At 56.0% G+C, this 18374-nt stretch carries 21 protein-coding genes; 10 read left to right on the top strand and 11 right to left on the bottom strand.

Annotation, left to right across the window (positions count from 1 at the left end; translation table 11 throughout):
* Positions 1-78: 78 nt before the first annotated feature.
* Positions 79-333, top strand: a complete 255-nt coding sequence (locus ACMGGX_RS18225; RefSeq protein WP_039262011.1) for a DUF333 domain-containing protein — start codon at positions 79-81, stop codon at positions 331-333.
* 80 nt (positions 334-413) lie between these two features.
* Positions 414-719, top strand: coding sequence for a periplasmic protein (locus tag ACMGGX_RS18230; RefSeq protein WP_039262013.1), 306 nt, complete (start codon positions 414-416; stop codon positions 717-719).
* On the opposite strand, the gene ACMGGX_RS18235 is transcribed toward ACMGGX_RS18230, so the two are convergent.
* Complete coding sequence (locus tag ACMGGX_RS18235; protein WP_023311248.1) at positions 720-1064, bottom strand: DUF488 domain-containing protein; 345 nt, start codon at positions 1062-1064, stop codon at positions 720-722.
* Between the two features lie 101 nt (positions 1065-1165).
* Here ACMGGX_RS18235 and ACMGGX_RS18240 point away from each other — a divergent pair, with 101 nt between their 5' ends.
* Positions 1166-1873: a CTP synthase gene (locus tag ACMGGX_RS18240; RefSeq protein WP_181594878.1), complete on the top strand. Its 708-nt coding sequence runs from the start codon at positions 1166-1168 to the stop codon at positions 1871-1873.
* A gap of 32 nt (positions 1874-1905) precedes the next feature.
* Here the strand turns inward: ACMGGX_RS18240 and ACMGGX_RS18245 are convergent, their stop codons facing one another.
* The gene (locus ACMGGX_RS18245) at positions 1906-3093 is read right to left on the bottom strand and encodes a CynX/NimT family MFS transporter (protein WP_420298693.1); all 1188 of its coding nucleotides are present in this window, start codon (positions 3091-3093) and stop codon (positions 1906-1908) included.
* A 99-nt stretch (positions 3094-3192) separates the two neighbouring features.
* Between ACMGGX_RS18245 and ACMGGX_RS18250 the strand changes: the two genes are divergently transcribed.
* Complete coding sequence (locus ACMGGX_RS18250; protein ID WP_348560948.1) at positions 3193-3984, top strand: helix-turn-helix transcriptional regulator; 792 nt, start codon at positions 3193-3195, stop codon at positions 3982-3984.
* Here the strand turns inward: ACMGGX_RS18250 and ACMGGX_RS18255 are convergent.
* The gene (locus tag ACMGGX_RS18255) at positions 3968-4414 is read right to left on the bottom strand and encodes a DUF441 domain-containing protein (RefSeq protein ID WP_024908579.1); all 447 of its coding nucleotides are present in this window, start codon (positions 4412-4414) and stop codon (positions 3968-3970) included. The genes ACMGGX_RS18250 and ACMGGX_RS18255 overlap by 17 nt on opposite strands.
* 145 nt (positions 4415-4559) lie before the next feature.
* Between ACMGGX_RS18255 and yoaI the strand changes: the two genes are divergently transcribed.
* Positions 4560-4664: a small membrane protein YoaI gene (gene yoaI, locus ACMGGX_RS18260; protein ID WP_010430055.1), complete on the top strand. Its 105-nt coding sequence runs from the start codon at positions 4560-4562 to the stop codon at positions 4662-4664.
* A 21-nt stretch (positions 4665-4685) separates the two neighbouring features.
* Here the strand turns inward: yoaI and ACMGGX_RS18265 are convergent, their stop codons facing one another.
* The 3 genes from ACMGGX_RS18265 to yeaG all read right to left on the bottom strand — a co-directional run bounded on the left by ACMGGX_RS18265 (position 4686) and on the right by yeaG (position 8577).
* On the bottom strand, positions 4686-5186 hold the full coding sequence (locus ACMGGX_RS18265) for a YbaK/prolyl-tRNA synthetase associated domain-containing protein (protein ID WP_047651996.1): 501 nt from the start codon (positions 5184-5186) through the stop codon (positions 4686-4688).
* Between the two features lie 98 nt (positions 5187-5284).
* Positions 5285-6568, bottom strand: coding sequence for a YeaH/YhbH family protein (locus tag ACMGGX_RS18270; RefSeq protein WP_032651499.1), 1284 nt, complete (start codon positions 6566-6568; stop codon positions 5285-5287).
* Positions 6569-6642: 74 nt separating this feature from the next.
* Entirely contained in the window at positions 6643-8577 is a 1935-nt protein-coding gene (gene yeaG, locus ACMGGX_RS18275) for a protein kinase YeaG (protein ID WP_008500713.1), read from the bottom strand.
* 431 nt (positions 8578-9008) lie between these two features.
* On the opposite strand from yeaG, the gene ACMGGX_RS18280 reads away from it, so the two are divergent.
* On the top strand, positions 9009-9755 hold the full coding sequence (locus tag ACMGGX_RS18280; RefSeq protein WP_023311255.1) for a MipA/OmpV family protein: 747 nt from the start codon (positions 9009-9011) through the stop codon (positions 9753-9755).
* Positions 9756-9833: 78 nt separating this feature from the next.
* Here the strand turns inward: ACMGGX_RS18280 and ACMGGX_RS18285 are convergent, their stop codons facing one another.
* A complete protein-coding gene (locus tag ACMGGX_RS18285; RefSeq protein WP_121931280.1) occupies positions 9834-10718 on the bottom strand; it encodes a D-hexose-6-phosphate mutarotase in 885 nt (294 codons plus the stop codon).
* Positions 10719-10791: 73 nt separating this feature from the next.
* Positions 10792-11787, bottom strand: a complete 996-nt coding sequence (gene gapA / locus ACMGGX_RS18290; RefSeq protein ID WP_023311257.1) for a glyceraldehyde-3-phosphate dehydrogenase — start codon at positions 11785-11787, stop codon at positions 10792-10794.
* A gap of 340 nt (positions 11788-12127) precedes the next feature.
* Between gapA and msrB the strand changes: the two genes are divergently transcribed.
* Positions 12128-12541: a peptide-methionine (R)-S-oxide reductase MsrB gene (gene msrB, locus ACMGGX_RS18295; RefSeq protein ID WP_008500710.1), complete on the top strand. Its 414-nt coding sequence runs from the start codon at positions 12128-12130 to the stop codon at positions 12539-12541.
* Between the two features lie 56 nt (positions 12542-12597).
* Positions 12598-12861 carry a YeaC family protein gene (locus tag ACMGGX_RS18300; RefSeq protein WP_420298767.1) on the top strand — a complete coding sequence of 88 codons (264 nt, stop codon included), beginning with the start codon at positions 12598-12600 and terminating at the stop codon, positions 12859-12861.
* A gap of 45 nt (positions 12862-12906) precedes the next feature.
* On the opposite strand, the gene pncA is transcribed toward ACMGGX_RS18300, so the two are convergent.
* The 3 genes from pncA to sppA form a co-directional block, all read right to left on the bottom strand.
* Complete coding sequence (gene pncA, locus ACMGGX_RS18305; RefSeq protein ID WP_063440295.1) at positions 12907-13548, bottom strand: bifunctional nicotinamidase/pyrazinamidase; 642 nt, start codon at positions 13546-13548, stop codon at positions 12907-12909.
* A gap of 9 nt (positions 13549-13557) precedes the next feature.
* Entirely contained in the window at positions 13558-14574 is a 1017-nt protein-coding gene (ansA, locus tag ACMGGX_RS18310; RefSeq protein ID WP_008500705.1) for an asparaginase, read from the bottom strand.
* Positions 14575-14637: 63 nt separating this feature from the next.
* The gene (gene sppA, locus ACMGGX_RS18315; protein ID WP_348560951.1) at positions 14638-16494 is read right to left on the bottom strand and encodes a signal peptide peptidase SppA; all 1857 of its coding nucleotides are present in this window, start codon (positions 16492-16494) and stop codon (positions 14638-14640) included.
* 167 nt (positions 16495-16661) lie between these two features.
* On the opposite strand from sppA, the gene ACMGGX_RS18320 reads away from it, so the two are divergent.
* Both ACMGGX_RS18320 and selD read left to right on the top strand, forming a co-directional pair.
* Positions 16662-17213 (top strand): NAD(P)H nitroreductase, encoded by a 552-nt coding sequence (locus ACMGGX_RS18320; protein WP_045401546.1) that lies wholly within the window; start codon positions 16662-16664, stop codon positions 17211-17213.
* Positions 17214-17328: 115 nt separating this feature from the next.
* Entirely contained in the window at positions 17329-18372 is a 1044-nt protein-coding gene (gene selD, locus ACMGGX_RS18325; protein ID WP_181594899.1) for a selenide, water dikinase SelD, read from the top strand.
* The last annotated feature ends 2 nt before the right edge of the window (positions 18373-18374 follow it).

An 18374-nucleotide genomic window follows, 5' to 3' on the forward strand; every position in this document is an offset into this window, starting at 1 on the left:
TTAAAATGGAGAAATCATGGAGAAAGCGGCGATGACCCGTTACCCTTAGACTGTCATGATGTCACAAGGATCAATGAGATGAGATTTCTGCTTCTGGCGCTGGCGCTTCCCCTGGCTGCCTGCACCGCGAAAACAACCCCACCCGATGCGCCGAAACCGCCTCACGCTATCGGTATGGCGAACCCGGCCTCCGTGTACTGCCTGGAGAAAGGCGGGGAACAGATCCCGGTTCAAAGCCCGCAGGGCGTACGCACGGAGTGCAAACTACCGGGCGGCGAAGTGATTGATGAATGGACGCTCTACCGTCGCGATCGTCCGCAACCCGCCAGGTGACAGACGTATATTGCCTGCGATACACTTCTCTTTAGGATTATTCTTAGCCATTTCCTGGCTACCGTTACCGTGAGAGAAGTATGTTTCAGCTTAAACCGGGCAGCATGGCGATGATCATCGGTGCCCGCACGGCGTCAGGCCGTCGCAATATTGGTAAATCTGTTGAGCTGTTTGGCCTGTGTCAGCCCGGCCTGCGTTTCGTTAACCCGGTCAACGGCGTGATGACGCAATTACCCGCTACCGCCGATCGCGCCCTTTGGCTGGTGACTGGCGATGTTTACGCCTTTGACAATCAGCACGGCTTTGCCTTTGTCCGCGCCGAACATCTGATGCCGCTCACTCCCGATGAAGCGCCGCAAATTCTCGATGAGCTGGCGATCGGCTGATCAGAGATGGCGCAGCCAGTCGGCTAATACCAGGGCGTGATTTTGCTTCGTGTCTTTGGCAGCGTAGAGCAGGGTGACGGTCTGCCTGTTCGCCAGCGTCGCCAGACGCATTCCCTCGTCAGCATGCTGCGCCAGCTCTTCCCTATAGGCTTTACTGAAGGCGGCGAAATCAATGGTTTCGCTGTGAAAGGCCTTGCGTAATTCATTTGAAGGCGTGAGCGCTTTACACCATTCATCATACGCGAGGTCCGTTTTTTTAACCCCGCGCGGCCACAGTTTGTCCACCAGCACCCGATAGCCGTCGTCCGGACCAGCCTGCTCGTATACGCGTTTGCATTGAATCATAATTCCACCCTCCCAATTTAAGGTATTGTGATAATTGCAGAAGATCGGTAGTCTGAGGTTCCTTATGTTATCTGATAATACTCTGGCATAAGGAACCTTTCATGGAACACCTCCCGGTTAAAACGACGCTGCGTATTGCGCTGGTTGGCGATTACAATCCCAGTGTTATTGCGCATCAGGCGATCCCGCTAGCGATTGACGACGCCGCCGCAGTCCTTGACCTCACCGCCGATTACGACTGGCTTGCCACCACTGAGCTGACAAGCACTGAAGATCTGGTGGGCTACGATGCCATCTGGCTGGTTCCCGCCAGCCCCTATAAAAACACCGAGGCGGCCTTTATCGCCGCGCGCTATGCGCGTGAAAACGGCATTCCATTCCTTGGCACCTGCGGCGGATTCCAGCACGCGCTGATTGAGTATGCCCGCAATGTGTTGGGCTGGGCCGATGCGGCACATGCCGAGACGGATACCGAAGGCACCATGGTGATTGCGCCGCTGACCTGCTCGCTGGTGGAAAAAACCGATGCGATTGAGCTGCGCAAAAATACGCTGATCGCGAAAGCGTACGGCAAGCCGGAAATAGAAGAGGGTTATCACTGTAACTATGGCGTGTCGCCGGCGTTTTCCCAGGCGCTGGAAAGCGGTGATATGCATGTTACGGGCTGGGACGAACAGGGGGAAATTCGCGCCGCAGAACTGGTTACGCATCCGTTCTTCGTGATCACCTTATTCCAGCATGAGCGTGCCGCGCTGGAAGGTCGACCGGTCGTGCTGGTGCAGGCGATGCTGCGCGCGGCGCGCGGGTAGGAAAAGGCAGACCCGATGGTCTGCCACAGTCTCTAACGGGGCGCGATCTCGCGGTCTCGCCCGGCAAGCACGCCGCAGAGCGCCATTATCACGGCGGCCAGGGCGCAGCCCAGAAGCGGGATTTGCCAGTCTCCCGCGCTATCGTGAATTTTCCCCATCAGCGGAGGGCCGCAGGCGGCGAGCAGATAGCCAATCGACTGCGCCATGCCGGACAGCGCCGCAGCCTGGTGCGCGGAGCTGGCGCGCAGACCGATGAACGTCAGGCCGAGGATCATCGTTGCTCCAGAGCCAAAGCCAAACACCAGCGTCCACATCACCGCCATGTCAGGCATAAACCATAGCCCCGCCGCGCTTACCGCGCACATCAGCGCCACCGCGCCGGCGATCCCCCGCTGGTCTTTCAGACGGTGGAGGATCAGCGGAACGGCAAGCCCCGGCACGGCCGTGGCCAGCTGCAACAGTCCGTGCACCGAGCCGGCCTGCGCTTCGCTGTAGCCGTGGCTGAGCAATATCGCCGGCAGCCAGCCGATGATGACGTAGTAAATCAGCGAGTTAATCCCCAAAAAGAGCGTGACCTGCCAGGCGAGGGCCGAGCGCCAGATGGCGCGATTATGCAGCGCGCCAGCGCCCGTTACCGTCGCAACGTGTTTCTGACGCCACTGCGGCAGCCAGAGCAGCAGCGCGACCAGCGGAAACGCCATCAGCATCAGCAGCGCGCCATGCCAGCCTGCGCTACCCTGCGCCAGGGGAACAATCATCGCTGAGCCAAGCGCCGCCGAGACGCCCATCGTCAGGGAATAGGCCCCGGTGAGTCGAGCTACCTGACCCGGGAAGTCACGCTTAATTAATCCGGGTAACAGCACGTTCCCGAGCGCAATCCCGCAGCCGATAACCGCGGTTCCGATGAACAGCAGCGCGGCGGAAGGCAGCGAGCGAACCGCAATTCCGGCGCAAATCAGCAGCAGGGCGACAAACAGGCTGCGCTCCATGCCGATACGTCGGGCTACGCCTGCGGCGAGCGGCGAGACAAGGGCGAAAGCCAGCAGGGGCAGGGTGGTCAGCAGACCGGTTTGCGCCGTGCTTAAGCCATAATCAAGACGAATAGTGTCGAGCAGCGGGGCTGCGCCGGTAAAGGTGACGCGAAGCGTAGTGGCAATCATCAGGATGCCTGCAATCAACAGCGCGCCGTGTTTTCCATAGGTGCGAATAGCAGTAGTCATTATGTTCTCATACGTTCAAGCGAGCGCACACAATACCGATTTTCCCGGCGGTTGAAATCAGGCTAAAATGACAGTTTATCGCTAAAATCGGACAAACTAATGATTGGTCTGGGACTGGACGGCTACGATCCCGATAGCCAGCACGATGCGGCCGTCGCATTTCGCATCCGCGTGGTGGCGGAGGAGCAGTATATTCCCCGACATCATCACCGTAAGGGGCAGCTGATTCTCGCCCTCGGCGGCGCGATCACCTGCGAAGTGGAAAATGCCATGCTGATGGTTCCGCCCCAGTACGCCGTCTGGATCCCCGGCCAAATGCCGCACAGCAACAGGGCTACCCCGGGGGCGCAGCTCTGCTTTTTGTTCATTGAACCGGGGGCGGCAAGCTTGCCCGACCGCTGCTGCACCCTGAAAATCTCCCCTCTGGTGCGGGAACTGATTTTATCCCTGGCGGAAAAATCGCGTGAACAACTCTCTCTTACGACCACGTCGCGCCTGGTGGACGTTCTGTTTGACGAGCTGCCGCTCCAGCGTCAGGAGCATCTGCAGCTGCCCGTCTCGCCCCATCCTAAAATTCGGCTGATGAGCGAGAAAATGGCGGAAGAGCCCGCTGCCTGGCAGACGCTGACGCAGTGGGCGAGCCACTTTGCCATGAGCGAACGCAGCCTGGCGCGGCTGGTGGTGAAAGAGACCGGTTTGAGCTTTCGCCGCTGGCGCCACCAGCTGCAGCTGATCGTGGCCTTACAGCATTTGATCGGTGGGAAATCGGTACAGCAGGTGGCACAGTCACTGGGCTATGACTCTACCACCGCGTTTATCACCATGTTCAGGAAGGGACTGGGCCAGACGCCGGCGCGTTATATGGCCAGCCTGACTACGACTTCCCAATAAACAGAGAGACAAGGCCTGCCGCAATCAGCGGCCCCACCGGAACGCCGCGAAAGAGCGCTACGCCCAGCACGGTGCCCACCAGCAGACCCGCCACCAGCGAGGGCTGGCTGCTCATCAGCGTAACGCCGCGCCCGCCCAGCCACGAAACAAAAATTCCCACCGCGATCGCCACCAGCGACTTCCAGTTTACAAACGAGTGCAGCAGGGTTGAGGCGGGAAGCGTGCCGCTGGCGATGGGCGCCATTACCCCGATGGTTAAAATGATGATCCCGATGGTGAGGCCTTGTTTTTCTATCCACGGGAAGAAGGTATTTAACGGGGTCACGCGAACAATAATCAGCACCAGAATCGAGATGGCGACGGTGGTGTTATGGCTGACAAAGCCGAGCGCGGCGAGTGCCAGAAGAATGAGCAGAGTAGGGTCAAACATAGGGAATCCTTGCCAAAATAATTAACCTGCTTACAGTACGCGCAAACGCGACGCAGGACAGTTTTAAAAAGATTTTATTGTTGTCATAACCTTGTCATTTACACGGATTAAAACGGAGGCAGATATCGCAAAAGGGGTCGCCATCATGAACGATCACATGTTTGTTGAAACGCTGATTATCTCCTCATCGTTTTTCGCTATTGCCGTTATTCTCGTCGCCTCCGTGCTGTTTCTGGAAAGAAAAGGCTGACAGGGTCGCCAGCCATAGCGGTTACGCTTTGTGGAAGGTCACCAGCTCAGGACGGGCGATGCGCAGATAATCCTGGGTATCCATTATCACGGATTTCTCCAGTAAACCGGCGTTAAACGCGATTTCGTCAAAGCGCTCGAACAGCAGCGGGTCGGCAACCAGTGCCAGATCAGGATGGAAGCTAAAGGGCGGGATCGCGCCGAAAACGCAGGCGGTCAGGGTATCGACCTCGGCCGGGCTGGCGAGGGAGGCCTTTAGCCCGCCAAAATGGCTGGCAAGCTGGCTCAGGTCAGCCTGCAGATCGGCGGCCAGAATCGCCAGAACATGCTTTTTTACGCCGTTTCCCTTCACCTTGCAGACCAGGGCTTTGGCGCCTTGCCGCAGATCGGTCCCGCGAATTTCACTTACCGCTTCGCATTTCCCGACCGCCTCGTGCTCCATGACGCGAAACCGAGCGCCCTGCTCGGTGAGTAAGGTAATCAGCTGCTGGTGGGTTCCTGCCCCAATAACGTCGTCAGTCATAACGGTTTCCCGGTGATAATCCTGTATGCAGCTTTCTACATTAGCACGGGATGAACGGGGTCGAAAGAAAACAGCCAGCGCGTTCGCTGGCTGTTGGATTATGCGTTGCTGGTAGCAGATTGTTTATGGAACAGCTCCCTGAACACCGGATAGATATCATCCTGGTCACGGATATGCTGCATGGCAAAATTATCGAACATTGCTTGCAGATGTTCATACTCCCGCCACAGGGTCTGGTGCGCGCGACGGGTAATTTCGATATAGCTGTAGTACCGCACCACCGGCAGAATTTTCTTCGCCAGAATCTCGTGACACAGCGGTGAGTCGTCGGCCCAGTTGTCGCCATCGGACGCCTGCGCGGCATAAATGTTCCACTGCGCCGGGTCGTAACGCTCTTTGACCACTTCATCCATCAGCTTCAGAGCGCTTGATACGATGGTCCCGCCGGTCTCCTGCGAGTAGAAAAACTCATGTTCATCTACTTCTTTCGCCTGAGTATGGTGACGAATATAAACCACCTCCACGTTCTTATAGGTTCTGCTCAGGAACAGGTAGAGCAGAATATAAAAACGCTTCGCCATATCCTTCGTGGCCTGGTCCATCGAGCCGGAAACGTCCATCAGGCAGAACATCACCGCCTGGCTGGAGGGCTCAGGGCGTTTTTCGTAATTCTTGTAGCGCAGGTCGAAGGTGTCGATAAACGGTACCCGTTCGATCTTCGCTCTAAGTTCCGCAATCTCTTTACGCAGGCGCTCCTCTTCCAGCAGTTGCGCCGGTTCCGTGTTCTCCACGACCTTCAGGCTGCTCTCCAGCTCGCGCAGTTCGCGCCGTTTGCCCGCCGTCATGGCCGTTCGTCGCGCCAGCGAATTCTGCAACGAACGCACGACGCTGATATTGGCGGGCACGCCGTTGGCGGTATAGCCCGCGCGATGGGTTTTGTATTCATTAAGCTGACGATGCTGATTCTTTTTCAGATTCGGCAGCGCCAGGTCTTCAAACAGCAGGTCGAGATATTCGTCTTTCGAAATCTGGAAGACAAATTCGTCCTGACCTTCACCGTCCTGGCTGGCCTGTCCCTGACCGCTTCCTGAACCACCGCCGCCGCCCTGAGGACGCTCAATTCTGTCGTTCTGAACGAAGTGGTCATTACCTGGGTGTACGCGATGGCGCAGGCCGCCTCGCCCCTGATGAAACATCGGTTCGCTGATGTCATCGGTGGGGATGGAGACAGATTCGCCGCTGTCGACGTCGGTCACCGAGCGTTTGTTGATGGCCTCGGAGATAGACTGTTTAATTTGCGCTTTATAACGACGCAAGAAGCGCTGGCGGTTCACCGTGCTCTTGTTTTTGCCGTTAAGACGCCGGTCAATAAACCAGGTCATATACCCCCCGTACTGCATTTGCCAACTTGCATTTTGTAGGCCCGGTCAGCGCTAACCGCCACCGGGCACTTGTTTTAAGACGATTTACGCACGCGCAGATACCATTCGCAGAGCAGGCGGACCTGCTTGCGGGTGTAGCCTTTTTCCATCATACGGTCGACAAAGTCGTCGTGCTTTTTCTGCTCATCGGTTGAGGTTTTGGCGTTAAACGAGATCACCGGCAGCAGCTCTTCGGTATTGGAGAACATTTTCTTCTCAATGACCGTGCGCAGCTTCTCGTAGCTGGTCCAGTTCGGATTGCGCCCGTTGTTATGCGCTCTGGCGCGCAGGACAAAGTTGACAATCTCGTTACGGAAGTCTTTCGGGTTGCTGATTCCGGCAGGCTTCTCGATTTTTTCCAGCTCCGCGTTCAGGGATTCACGGTCAAACAGCTGGCCGGTATCCGGGTCACGGTACTCCTGATCCTGGATCCAGAAGTCAGCATAGGTGACGTAACGGTCGAAAATGTTCTGCCCGTATTCTGAATAGGATTCCAGGTAGGCCGTCTGGATCTCTTTGCCAATGAACTCGGCGTATTTCGGGATCAGGTAACCTTTGAGGAACTCAAGGTAGCGTTCAGCCTGCTCCTGCGGGAACTGCTCGCGTTCGATTTGCTGCTCCAGCACGTAGAACAGATGAACCGGGTTGGCCGCCACTTCCGCATGGTCGAAGTTAAAGACGCGGGAGAGGATCTTAAACGCGAAACGCGTGGAGAGACCGTTCATCCCCTCGTCGACGCCAGCGTAATCGCGGTACTCCTGATACGATTTCGCTTTCGGGTCGGTGTCCTTCAGGCTCTCACCGTCATAGACGCGCATTTTTGAGTAGATGCTGGAGTTTTCCGGCTCTTTCAGACGCGAAAGGATGGAGAAGCGCGACAGCGTTTCCAGCGTGCCGGGCGCGCAAGGGGCGTGCACCAGTTCGCTGTGGTTAAGCAATTTCTCATAAATTTTGATCTCTTCGGAAATCCGCAGGCAATAAGGCACCTTGACGATGTACACGCGGTCAAGGAAGGCCTCATTGTTTTTGTTATTACGGAAGGTGACCCATTCAGATTCGTTCGAGTGGGCGAGAATAATCCCGTTAAACGGCAGGGCGGAGATACCTTCCGTCCCGTTGTAGTTGCCTTCCTGGGTAGCCGTCAGCAGAGGATGCAGCACTTTAATCGGTGCTTTAAACATCTCGACGAATTCCATAATCCCCTGGTTAGCACGGCACAGCGCGCCTGAGTAACCGTAGGCGTCCGGATCGTTTTGCGCGAAGTTTTCCAGCTTACGGATATCGACTTTACCTACCAGAGCCGAGATATCCTGGTTGTTCTCATCCCCCGGTTCTGTTTTGGCGATGGCGATCTGCTCAAGGATAGACGGCCAGACCTTCACCACGCGGAATTTGGTGATGTCGCCACCAAACTCGTGCAGGCGTTTTGCCGCCCACGGCGACATGATGGTGCCGAGGTAGCGACGCGGGATGCCATACTCTTTATCCAGAATCTGCGCGTCTTCCTGCGGATTGAACAGGCACAGCGGATGGTCGTTCACCGGGCTGCGTTCACCGTTGGCGCTCAGCACATAGATAGGGACGCGCTGCATCAGCGACTTCAGGCGTTCAGCCAGCGAGGATTTACCGCCACCCACCGGGCCGAGTAAATAGAGGATCTGTTTCTTCTCTTCCAGACCCTGAGCGGCATGTTTTAGATAGGAGACAATCTGTTCGATGGCATCTTCCATACCATAGAACTCTTCAAACGCCGGGTATCGGGCGACCACCCGATTCGAAAAGAGACGGGAAAGCCGAGGCTCCAGGGCAGTGTCAACCATGTTTGGCTCACCAATAGCCATCAATAGCCGTTCTGCCGCATTGGCATAGGCACTGCGATCTTGCCGACAGATGGTAAGAAACTCCTGCAGTGTGAACTCTTCGTCCTTGGCAGCTTCATAGCGCTGGCGATAGTGATCGAATATATTCATGGCATGCCGTCCTTTCGTTTTTTAGCACAGGATAAGAGCCGTTCGTATGAGTAGTGGAGGCTCCCGGAAGAGAATCTCTCGCACCTCACTGCCAGAGCAGCAACCTGTGTGCCAGGTCAGACGCTAAGAACCGCAGGGTGTTCAGGGAAACTCTTCTTAAATTTAAGCGTAGATGGCATTTGCAAAACTTGCATGCCCAGAAAATCTACTTTCAATGACATATCAATAACTCATCCAAAAATTTCCACTGTCGTTATAAGACAAATGCACGTTTTTCATTCAGTGGTCATATAAATGAAAGCGGGTTGTCATCTGAAAAGTTAAAAATAACGGGTTAATCAGACTGATTAGCAGGCAAAAAATTTTGGGATGTACGGGAATGGCGGTTACACTTCATCCGCTGATTATTTGACTACAGGAAAGAATGGATTGTGACCAAACTCAAACTTCTGGCATTAGGCATCTTTGCCGCGACCGCAGTGAACACCGCACAGGCGGAAAGTCAGTGGACGGTTGGCGCGGGTGTTGGCGTCATTAACAGCCCGTATAAACAGTATGACCGTGATGTTTATCCTGTTCCCGTTATCACCTATGAAGGCGACAACGTCTGGTTCCGCGGGCTCGGCGGCGGCTACTATCTCTGGAACGATAAGGCCGATAAGCTCTCCATCATGGCCTACTACGATCCAACGCACTTCAAGCCGGGTGACAGCGACAGCCATGCGCTTCGCCAGCTCGACAAGCGTAAAAGCACCATGATGGCCGGGCTCTCGTATGTACATAACACCGAGTATGGCTTCCTGCGTACGGCCCTGGCGGGTGATACGCTGGACAACAGCAACGGCTTTATCTGGGATCTGGCTTGGTTATACCGCTACACCAACGGCGGGCTCACCCTGACGCCGGGTATCGGTGTGCAGTACAACAGCGAGAACTACAACGACTACTATTACGGCGTCTCTAAAAACGAGTCCCGCCGCAGTGGTCTGAAAAGTTACAGTGCAGATGACGGCTGGGATCCTTACCTGGAGCTGACCGCGAGCTACAACTTCCTTGGCGACTGGAGCGTGTACGGTACCGGCCGCTATGAGCGTCTGAGCGACGAAGTTAAGGATAGCCCGATGGTCGATAAGTCCTGGGCAGGCATCTTCTCTGTGGGTGTGAGCTACAAGTTCTGATTGCGCACTAATATCGTGCAACTGATGCATTAAAACGGGGCGCTTGCGCCCCGTTTGCTTTAGCGTGGTGCAGAGAATTTATCGCTTAACAATGCGAATCGTCTGCCCTAAACGAGACGGTTTTTCCTCACTCGCTTTCTGCGGGTTAGTCACGCGAGCCGTTTCCACGCAGACAAACGTTTTATACCCATCATCCGTCATGTCGGCCATGCTGACGGACAGCGCAGGACCCGGGTTCCAGCCCACCACGTCGCTGTGATGATGATGGACCACTTCAATGCCGCGGTTAAGGGCACCGTCGTGGATCACGCTGCACGCTTCCGGGTGCAGGTAAACGCGATCGGTACGGTCAGGGAATGCCTGAACGCCGTCGCTCAGTTTGCCTTCTTTCGCGTTATCCACTTTGTCGATATAGGTATCGCCCAGGCCACTCACCTTCACTGCGCTGATATCACCCACGTTGAAATAGGTGTGCAGGGCAGAGGTGGTTTCGAACTCGCCGTGAGCTTCCAGTTCGATTTCACAGGTTTTACCCAGCTTGAAGCGGGCATACAGGGTGAAATCGTGCGGCCAGAGGGCGCGGGTTTCATCATTAGCCTGCAGCTCAAAGGTCAGCACTGCGCCGTTGTCATCTTCGTTATGCGCTTTCAGCGTCCACTGCTGGTTGCGGGCAAAACCGTGAGACGGCAAACCCGGCTGTGCGGACGGGCCGAACCACGGCCAGCAGATCGGTACGCCACCGCGAATAGCCGCCCCTTTTTTGAAGGAGGTCGCATCGCTCAGCCACAAACCTTCGGCTTCACCTTCCGGTTTCCAGGAGAGCAGGTGAGCGCCGTTCAGCGCCACGGACGCTTTAACGCGTGGATGGTCAACGACGATAACGTCGGCACCGTCGATCTGACGGCGGGAGAGCACAGGGGTAAGTTGTTCGACTACCGGAAGTGCAAAAATTTTATTAATCATTAAGCAATCCTCTGTCTTATAAATAAAAAAAGGCGACCGAAGTCGCCTTTTTGGATCAAACACTCATCTCAACTTATTTGGAGATGTGAGCGATCAGGTCCAGTACTTTGTTAGAGTAGCCAGTTTCGTTGTCGTACCAGGAAACCAGTTTCACGAAGTTGTCGTTCAGTGCGATACCTGCTTTAGCATCGAATACTGAAGTGCAGATTTCGCCGTTGAAATCGGTAGATACAACGTCGTCTTCGGTGTAGCCCAGAACGCCTTTCATTGCGCCTTCGGAAGCAGCTTTGATTGCTTTCTTAATTTCTTCATAAGAAGCAGCTTTTTCCAGACGAACGGTCAGGTCAACAACGGATACGTTAGGAGTTGGAACGCGGAACGCCATACCAGTCAGTTTGCCATTCAGTTCTGGCAGTACTTTACCTACAGCTTTAGCAGCACCGGTAGAGGATGGGATGATGTTCTGAGCCGCGCCACGGCCGCCGCGCCAGTCTTTGTGAGACGGGCCATCAACGGTTTTCTGAGTAGCGGTGGTTGCGTGAACGGTAGTCATCAGACCTTCGATGATGCCGAAGTTGTCGTTGATAACTTTAGCCAGCGGTGCCAGGCAGTTGGTGGTGCAGGATGCGTTAGACACGATATCCTGGCCAGCGTAAGTTTCGAAGTTTGCACCACGAACGAACATTGGGGTGTTGTCTTTAGAAGGACCAGTCAGAACAACTTTCTTCGCACCCGCAGTGATGTGTTTACGTGCAGTTTCGTCGGTCAGGAAGATACCGGTTGCTTCAGCAACAACGTCAACACCGATTTCGTTCCATTTCAGGTTAGCTGGGTCTTTTTCAGCAGTAACGCGGATGGTTTTGCCATTAACAACCAGGTGGCCGTCTTTCACTTCAACGGTGCCGTCGAAACGACCGTGAGTTGAGTCGTACTTCAGCATGTACGCCATGTATTCAGCGTCCAGGAGATCGTTGATACCAACGATTTCGATGTCAGAACGTTTCTGAGCAGCACGGAAAACAATACGGCCGATACGGCCAAAACCGTTGATACCTACTTTGATAGTCATATATTCCACCAGCTATTTGTTAGTGAATAAAAGGTTGCCTGTAAAATTACAAAAACCTTACGCAGCGTCAAGCGGAATCGTGTCAATCATTGCGACAAATCAATCCTGTGACTAACGTTTGTGCGACTGACTCGCCTCACTTTCCCTTTGAGCTTGCACCCATATGGGGGCTGAGCCGGGATTTTAAAGTCCTCGCAGGATAAAAATGTGAACATGATCACAATTGCCTGACCGCTTATTCGCGACACATAAGTTTAGATCAAAAGTGCACGCAAGGGTGTTAATGTTTTGTTAGAATCCGGGTTGAAAGATGTCTGTTTCTACAGCGAGATGTAAGCATATGTCGAACCAACGTAACCCTGACGATTTGAAAAAAAACCTCACAGAAATGCAGTTTTACGTGACGCAGAATCACGGGACGGAACCGCCGTTCACCGGGCGTTTACTGCACAACAAGCGAGACGGCGTCTACCACTGTCTGGTCTGTGATGCGCCGCTGTTCAATTCACAAACGAAATTTGATTCTGGCTGCGGCTGGCCGAGTTTTTACGAGCCGGTGAGCGATGAGGCCATCCGCTACCTGACCGACTCGTCGCACGGCATGGTGCGCACGGAAATTCGCTGCGGCAACTGCGATGCGCACCTTGGGCACGTCTTCCCGGATGGCCCACAGCCTACGGGCGAGCGTTTCTGCGTAAACTCGGCCTCAATGAGCTTCACCGATGATGAGAACGGTGACCAGATCAAGGGTTGAAAAAACGATTCAGCAAATTATTCCTTTGAAAGGGCGCGAGTGTGAATATTGATGACATGATTAGCGGCATGACGCCGGAAATTTATCAGCGTCTGGTGACCGCCGTAGAACTGGGAAAATGGCCCGACGGCGTCGCGCTGACGCCGGAGCAAAAAGAGAACAGTTTACAGCTGGTGATGTTGTGGCAGGCGCGCAATAACACCGACGCGCAGCACATGACGATCGACACCGAAGGCCAGATGGTGATGAAGAGCAAGCGCGAGCTGAAAGAAGACTTCGGCATTACGCCGAAGCCGATTGCGACGATGAAAATGCAATAACGGTGCGGGTTGATGCCCTCTCCCACAGGGAGAGGGCGTAAAAGACTACGCCTGCGTTTCCAGCCAGTCTTCGAGCGTATACAGCGTCGCGCCTTCCGCAGCCATATCCATAAACGCCTGAGCGCTGTCGTGCGGGTTAATGTTCACCCCGCGGCAGCCGTCGGTGATGACGCTAACGGTATAACCTAACTGGAGCGCGTCCAGCACGGTAAACTTCACGCAGTAATCCGTCGCCAGGCCCAGCACGATCAGCTCCGTGATTTCGTGATGACGTAACCACGCGTCCAGCGCCGTTTTCTGGCGATGCCCGTTATCAAAAAACGCGCTATAGCTGTCGATAGCCGGGTTTTCACCTTTATGGAACACCGCGTCGACGGCTTTCTGATTCAGGAGCGGATGCAGCTCCGCGCCTTCCGTCTGCTGTACGCAGTGATCCGGCCAGAAGGTTTGCGCCAGCCCGTCGAGTTCCCCCTGAGTGAAAGGCTCGACGTTGTGCTGGCTGGCAAAACTGCCGTGGTTCGCCGGGTGCCAGTCCTGGCTTGCGACAACCGCTTCACCGCGGGCTTTGCACCAGTCAATCAGCGTGTTTGCCACGTCAACGGTGCTGTCACCTTCGGCGACGGCCAGCGCACCGCCCGCGCAGAAATCATTTTGCAAATCGACCAGTAGCAGGGCGCGTTGCTTCATGAGTACTCCTTATTCGTCCGGGGTCAGCTCGCCGCGCAGGTTTTGCATCATCGCGCTGCGAATGGACTGAATGTCCAGATCCTGACTCAGTAAATAGTGAAGTTTAGTCAGCGTTGCCTCAACGGTCATATCGAAGCCGCTGATGACTCCCGCATGCGCCAGCGCGTTGCCGGTGGCATAGCCGCCCATGTTGACCTTCCCGGACATACACTGGGTCAGGTTCACGACCACAATTCCGCGCTCGCTGGCTTCCTGGAGCTCTTTCAGGAATTCGCCGTTCTGCGGGGCATTACCTACGCCATAGGAGCGCAGAATCAGCGCTTTCACCGGCTGGCGAAGGAAGTTACGCACCACGTCGGCAGAGATACCCGGGTAGATAGTGACCACGCCAATCGGTTGCGGAGTGATCGGATGCACGATCAGCTCGCCGGCGGTGTTCGGCGCAGGCGGCGTGCCCAGACGACGGATATGAATTCCGGCCTCAAGCAGCGGCTGCAGGTTAGGGGAGGCGAAGGCGTCAAAACCGTCAGCATGGGCTTTGGTGGTGCGGTTGCCGCGATACAGACGGTTATTAAAGAACAGCGACACTTCGTTAATCGGGTAATTCGCCGCCACGTACAGGGAGTTCAGCAGGTTGATCTGCCCGTCCGAGCGCAGCTCCGCCAGCGGGATTTGCGACCCGGTGACGATAACCGGCTTGCTCAGGTTCTCCAGCATGAAGGACAGCGCCGAGGCGGTAAACGCCATGGTGTCGGTGCCGTGCAGGATCACGAAGCCGTCGTACTGGTCGTAATGGGCTTTAATGTCATCCGCGATGTGCTGCCAGTCTTCCGGCGTCATGTCGGAGGAGTCCATCAGCGGCTCGTATTCGTGGATGGTGAAGTCAGGCATTTCCGGACGGTGGAATTCTGGCATCAGCGCAAGCTGACGCTGAAGGTGGCCGGAGACAGGGATATAGCCGTTTTCAGAGCGCTGCATACCGATGGTACCGCCAGTGTAGGCTACATAAATCGATTTCTTCTGCATGGTAGTGAGTTCTTGTTCTTCAAAAGAAAAAAATCCCCTCTTCGCGGGAAGAGGGGACGGTTTTTAACGGACGTTAGCGCAGGTCAGGCAAAACGCGTAACGACTCTGTGGATCGTTAAAGGCCGCGAGCTTATCGCTTTCCGCCTTCATCGCTTTCGCTGCCGTGGCGACCGGCGCAGGCAGGTAAGCCTGCATCGCCTCCGGCAGCATGGCGCGTACCGAGCCGGACATGCTGTCCATGACCATATCGAAGAACGACGGCTCGTCCTGGTAATACTCGATATGCCATTGCTTGAGCTTCGCCAGCTCGGCGGCTTTTTTCACCGCGTCATCGAAGTCGCCCAGGCTGTCCACCAGACCGTTGCTCTTCGCATCCTGGCCGGTCCAGACGTGTCCCTGTGCGATCTGGTCGATCTGCTCAGGCGTCTTTTTACGCGAGTCCGCCACCAGGGTGATAAAGCGCTTATAGCCGTTCTCAATGCTGAGCTGCATCATCTCAGAGACTTCCGGCGGCAGGGATTTGGTCACCGACACATCCGCCAGCGGAGAGGTGGCCACGCCATCGGTATGCACGCCCAGAGAATCCAGGCTGTTTTCCACGGTGTTGATCACCCCGAAGATGCCAATCGAACCGGTCAGCGTGCTTGGGTTGGCCACGATGTAGTTGGCTGGGGTTGAGATCCAGTAACCGCCGGAGGCGGCCATTCCGCCCATGGATACAACCACCGGCTTGCCAGCGGCGCGCGCCGCGGCCAGTTCGGCGCGGATCACCTCGGAGGCGCTGACGCTGCCGCCAGGGCTGTTCACCCGCAGGACAATCGCTTTAACTTTCGGATCCAGACGAGCATCGCGGATTTGTGACGCGGTAGTATCGCCGCCCACGTTCCCCGGAGTCTCCTGGCCGTCCATGATGGCGCCGTTGGCAAAGACCACCGCGACGCTGTCACCGCTGTCATCCGGCTTTTTCGTAGAGTAATCATACATGCTGATGGCGCTGTAATTTTTATCCTCTTTGCTCCAGCCAAACTGCTTGCTCAGTGCTTTTTCAATCTCGGCGCTGGTGCCCAGGGCATCAACCAGTTTGTTATCGAGCGCATATTTTGCGGTATCACCGTCAACTTTACGCAGGCCTTCGAGCACGCCCTGCGCGCCAGGGAATGCCTGCTCAGGCGTAATCTGGCGGTTGGCGGCAACGGTGCCGAGATAGTTCTGCCACAGCTCGCCAATCCAGCGGCTGTCCGCTTCACGGGCGGCTGGAGACATGTCGTCGCGGATAAACGGCTCGACGGCGGATTTATACGTGCCGACGCGGAAGACGTGGGTGGTGACCTTCAGCTTGTCGAGCAGGGATTTGTAGTACAGGCCGTTGGTGGCAAAGCCGTGCAGATCGACGGTCCCCTGTGGGGAGAGCCAGATTTTATTGGCGAAGCTCGCCAGGTAATATTGCCCCTGGCTGTAGCTGTCGCCCACGGCAATCACCGGCTTGCCGCTGTCGCGGAATTCGCGCAGCGCTTTACCGATGTACTGCATTGAAGGCTGATCGCCTCCGGCAAAATCTTTCAGATCCAGCACGATCCCGGTGATGTTCCGGTCGTCTTTGGCCTGGCGGATGGTATCGACGATATCGAACAGGGAGTTTTCCTGCAGACGGTCTGATGTCGCGCCAAACAGCTGGCGGCTGATTGCCCCCAGACGGTTGCTGGCGGACGGTTTATCAACGATAACGCCGGTGATATCGAGTAACAGGGCCCCGCGAGTCGAATGCTGCGCCTGATTCGCGTTGCTGATGTGCATCCAAATACCCGCGCAAACCAGAACCAGCAGGATGAAGAAGATGTTCATCACCAGGTTGCGGACGAAGTTGAGCAGTCGCCACGTCCATTTAAAGAAACCGGCAATGATTCGCCAAAGGGTTCGCATGTATTCTCCCTAACCAGAAAATGACTGTTTCCGTCGCCACTGGACGGTAATGTTGGGTTATCGTAATGACCCAACCGCCACTTGTCAGCAGGAATCGCCTGCCAGGCTGTAACAAAATCTGCCGTCGTGTTAATTTTGTGAGTAAATTTCAATAAAGGAGTTAACCAATGGACGCACTCGAACTGCTTGTTAACCGCCGTAGCGCTTCCCGTCTGGCCGAACCTGCCCCGGCAGGCGAGCAGCTGGAGAACATTCTGCGTGCCGGCATGCGTGCCCCCGATCACGGCACGCTGCAGCCGTGGCACTTCTTTGTGATTGAAGGCGAAGGCCGCGATCGTTTCAGCCAGCTGCTGGAGCAGGGCGCGATTGCCGCCGGGCAGGATGAGAAAGGTATCGACAAAGCGCGCAATGCCCCGTTCCGCGCCCCGATGATTATCGCCGTCGTGGCGAAATGCCAGGCTGACCATAAGGTGCCGGTCTGGGAACAGGAAATGTCCGCAGGCTGTGCGGTGATGGCGATGCAGATGGCCGCCGTCGCGCAGGGCTTTAACGGTATCTGGCGTACCGGTGCGCTGACCGAAAGCCCGGCGGTCCGTGACGGTTTTGGCTGCGGTGAGCATGACAAGATTGTCGGTTTCCTCTATCTCGGTACCCCGCAGCTTAAAGCCTCCAGCACCATCAGTATTCCGGACACCACGCCTTTCGTCAGCCATTTCTGATAACGCGCCTAAACTGTCTGGATTCTGAGCATCTGCCGCAGAATTCAGACAGTCATACTTACCTCTTTATGGAATGAGCGCTACCATAGCGCGATTGAGATGACAGGAGACGTCCATGAGCGAGCAAACCATTCGTTTAACGCAGTACAGCCACGGAGCCGGTTGCGGTTGTAAAATTTCCCCGAAAGTGCTGGAGACCATCCTGCACAGTGAACAGGCGAAGTTTGTCGACCCGAACCTGCTTGTCGGCAACGAAACGCGTGACGATGCTGCAGTTTATGACTTAGGTAACGGCACCAGCATTATCAGTACTACCGACTTCTTTATGCCGATTGTCGACAACCCGTTCGACTTCGGGCGCATTGCGGCCACCAACGCCATCAGCGATATCTTCGCGATGGGCGGTAAGCCGATCATGGCGATTGCCATTCTGGGCTGGCCGATCAACACCATCCCGCCGGAAGTGGCCCGCGAGGTGATTGATGGCGGACGCTTTGCCTGCCAGCAGGCGGGGATTGCCCTGGCCGGCGGTCACTCTATTGATGCACCGGAGCCTATCTTTGGCCTGGCCGTTACCGGCGTAGTGCCGACCGAACGCGTGAAGCGCAACAGCACCGCGCAGGCGGGCTGCAAACTGTTCCTCACCAAGCCGCTGGGCATTGGCGTGCTGACCACCGCCGAGAAAAAATCCCTGCTGAAACCGGAGCACAAAGGTCTGGCAACCGAAGTCATGTGCCAGATGAACCTCGCCGGTGCGGCGTTTGCCAATATCGACGGCGTGAAGGCGATGACCGACGTCACAGGTTTTGGTCTGCTGGGGCACCTCTCTGAAGTGTGTCAGGGCGCGGGCGTGCAGGCGCAGGTCTGGTATCAGGACGTGCCGAAGCTGCCGGGCGTGGAGGAGTATATTGCTCAGGGCGCGGTGCCGGGCGGTACCCAGCGCAACTTCGCCAGCTACGGTCACCTGATGGGCGAAATGCCTGCGGAGTGGCGCAGCCTGCTGTGCGATCCGCAAACCTCCGGCGGCCTGCTGCTGGCGGTCACGCCGGAATCCGAAGCCGAGGTTCAGGCCACTGCCGCCGAGTTCGGCATCACCCTGACGGCAATCGGCGAGCTGGTGACCGCGCGCGGCGGTCGTCCGATGATTGAGATCCGTTAATT

Origin of the sequence: Enterobacter sp. BNK-29 (genome assembly GCF_048684785.1) — a bacterium.
GTDB lineage: Bacteria > Pseudomonadota > Gammaproteobacteria > Enterobacterales > Enterobacteriaceae > Enterobacter > Enterobacter cloacae_M.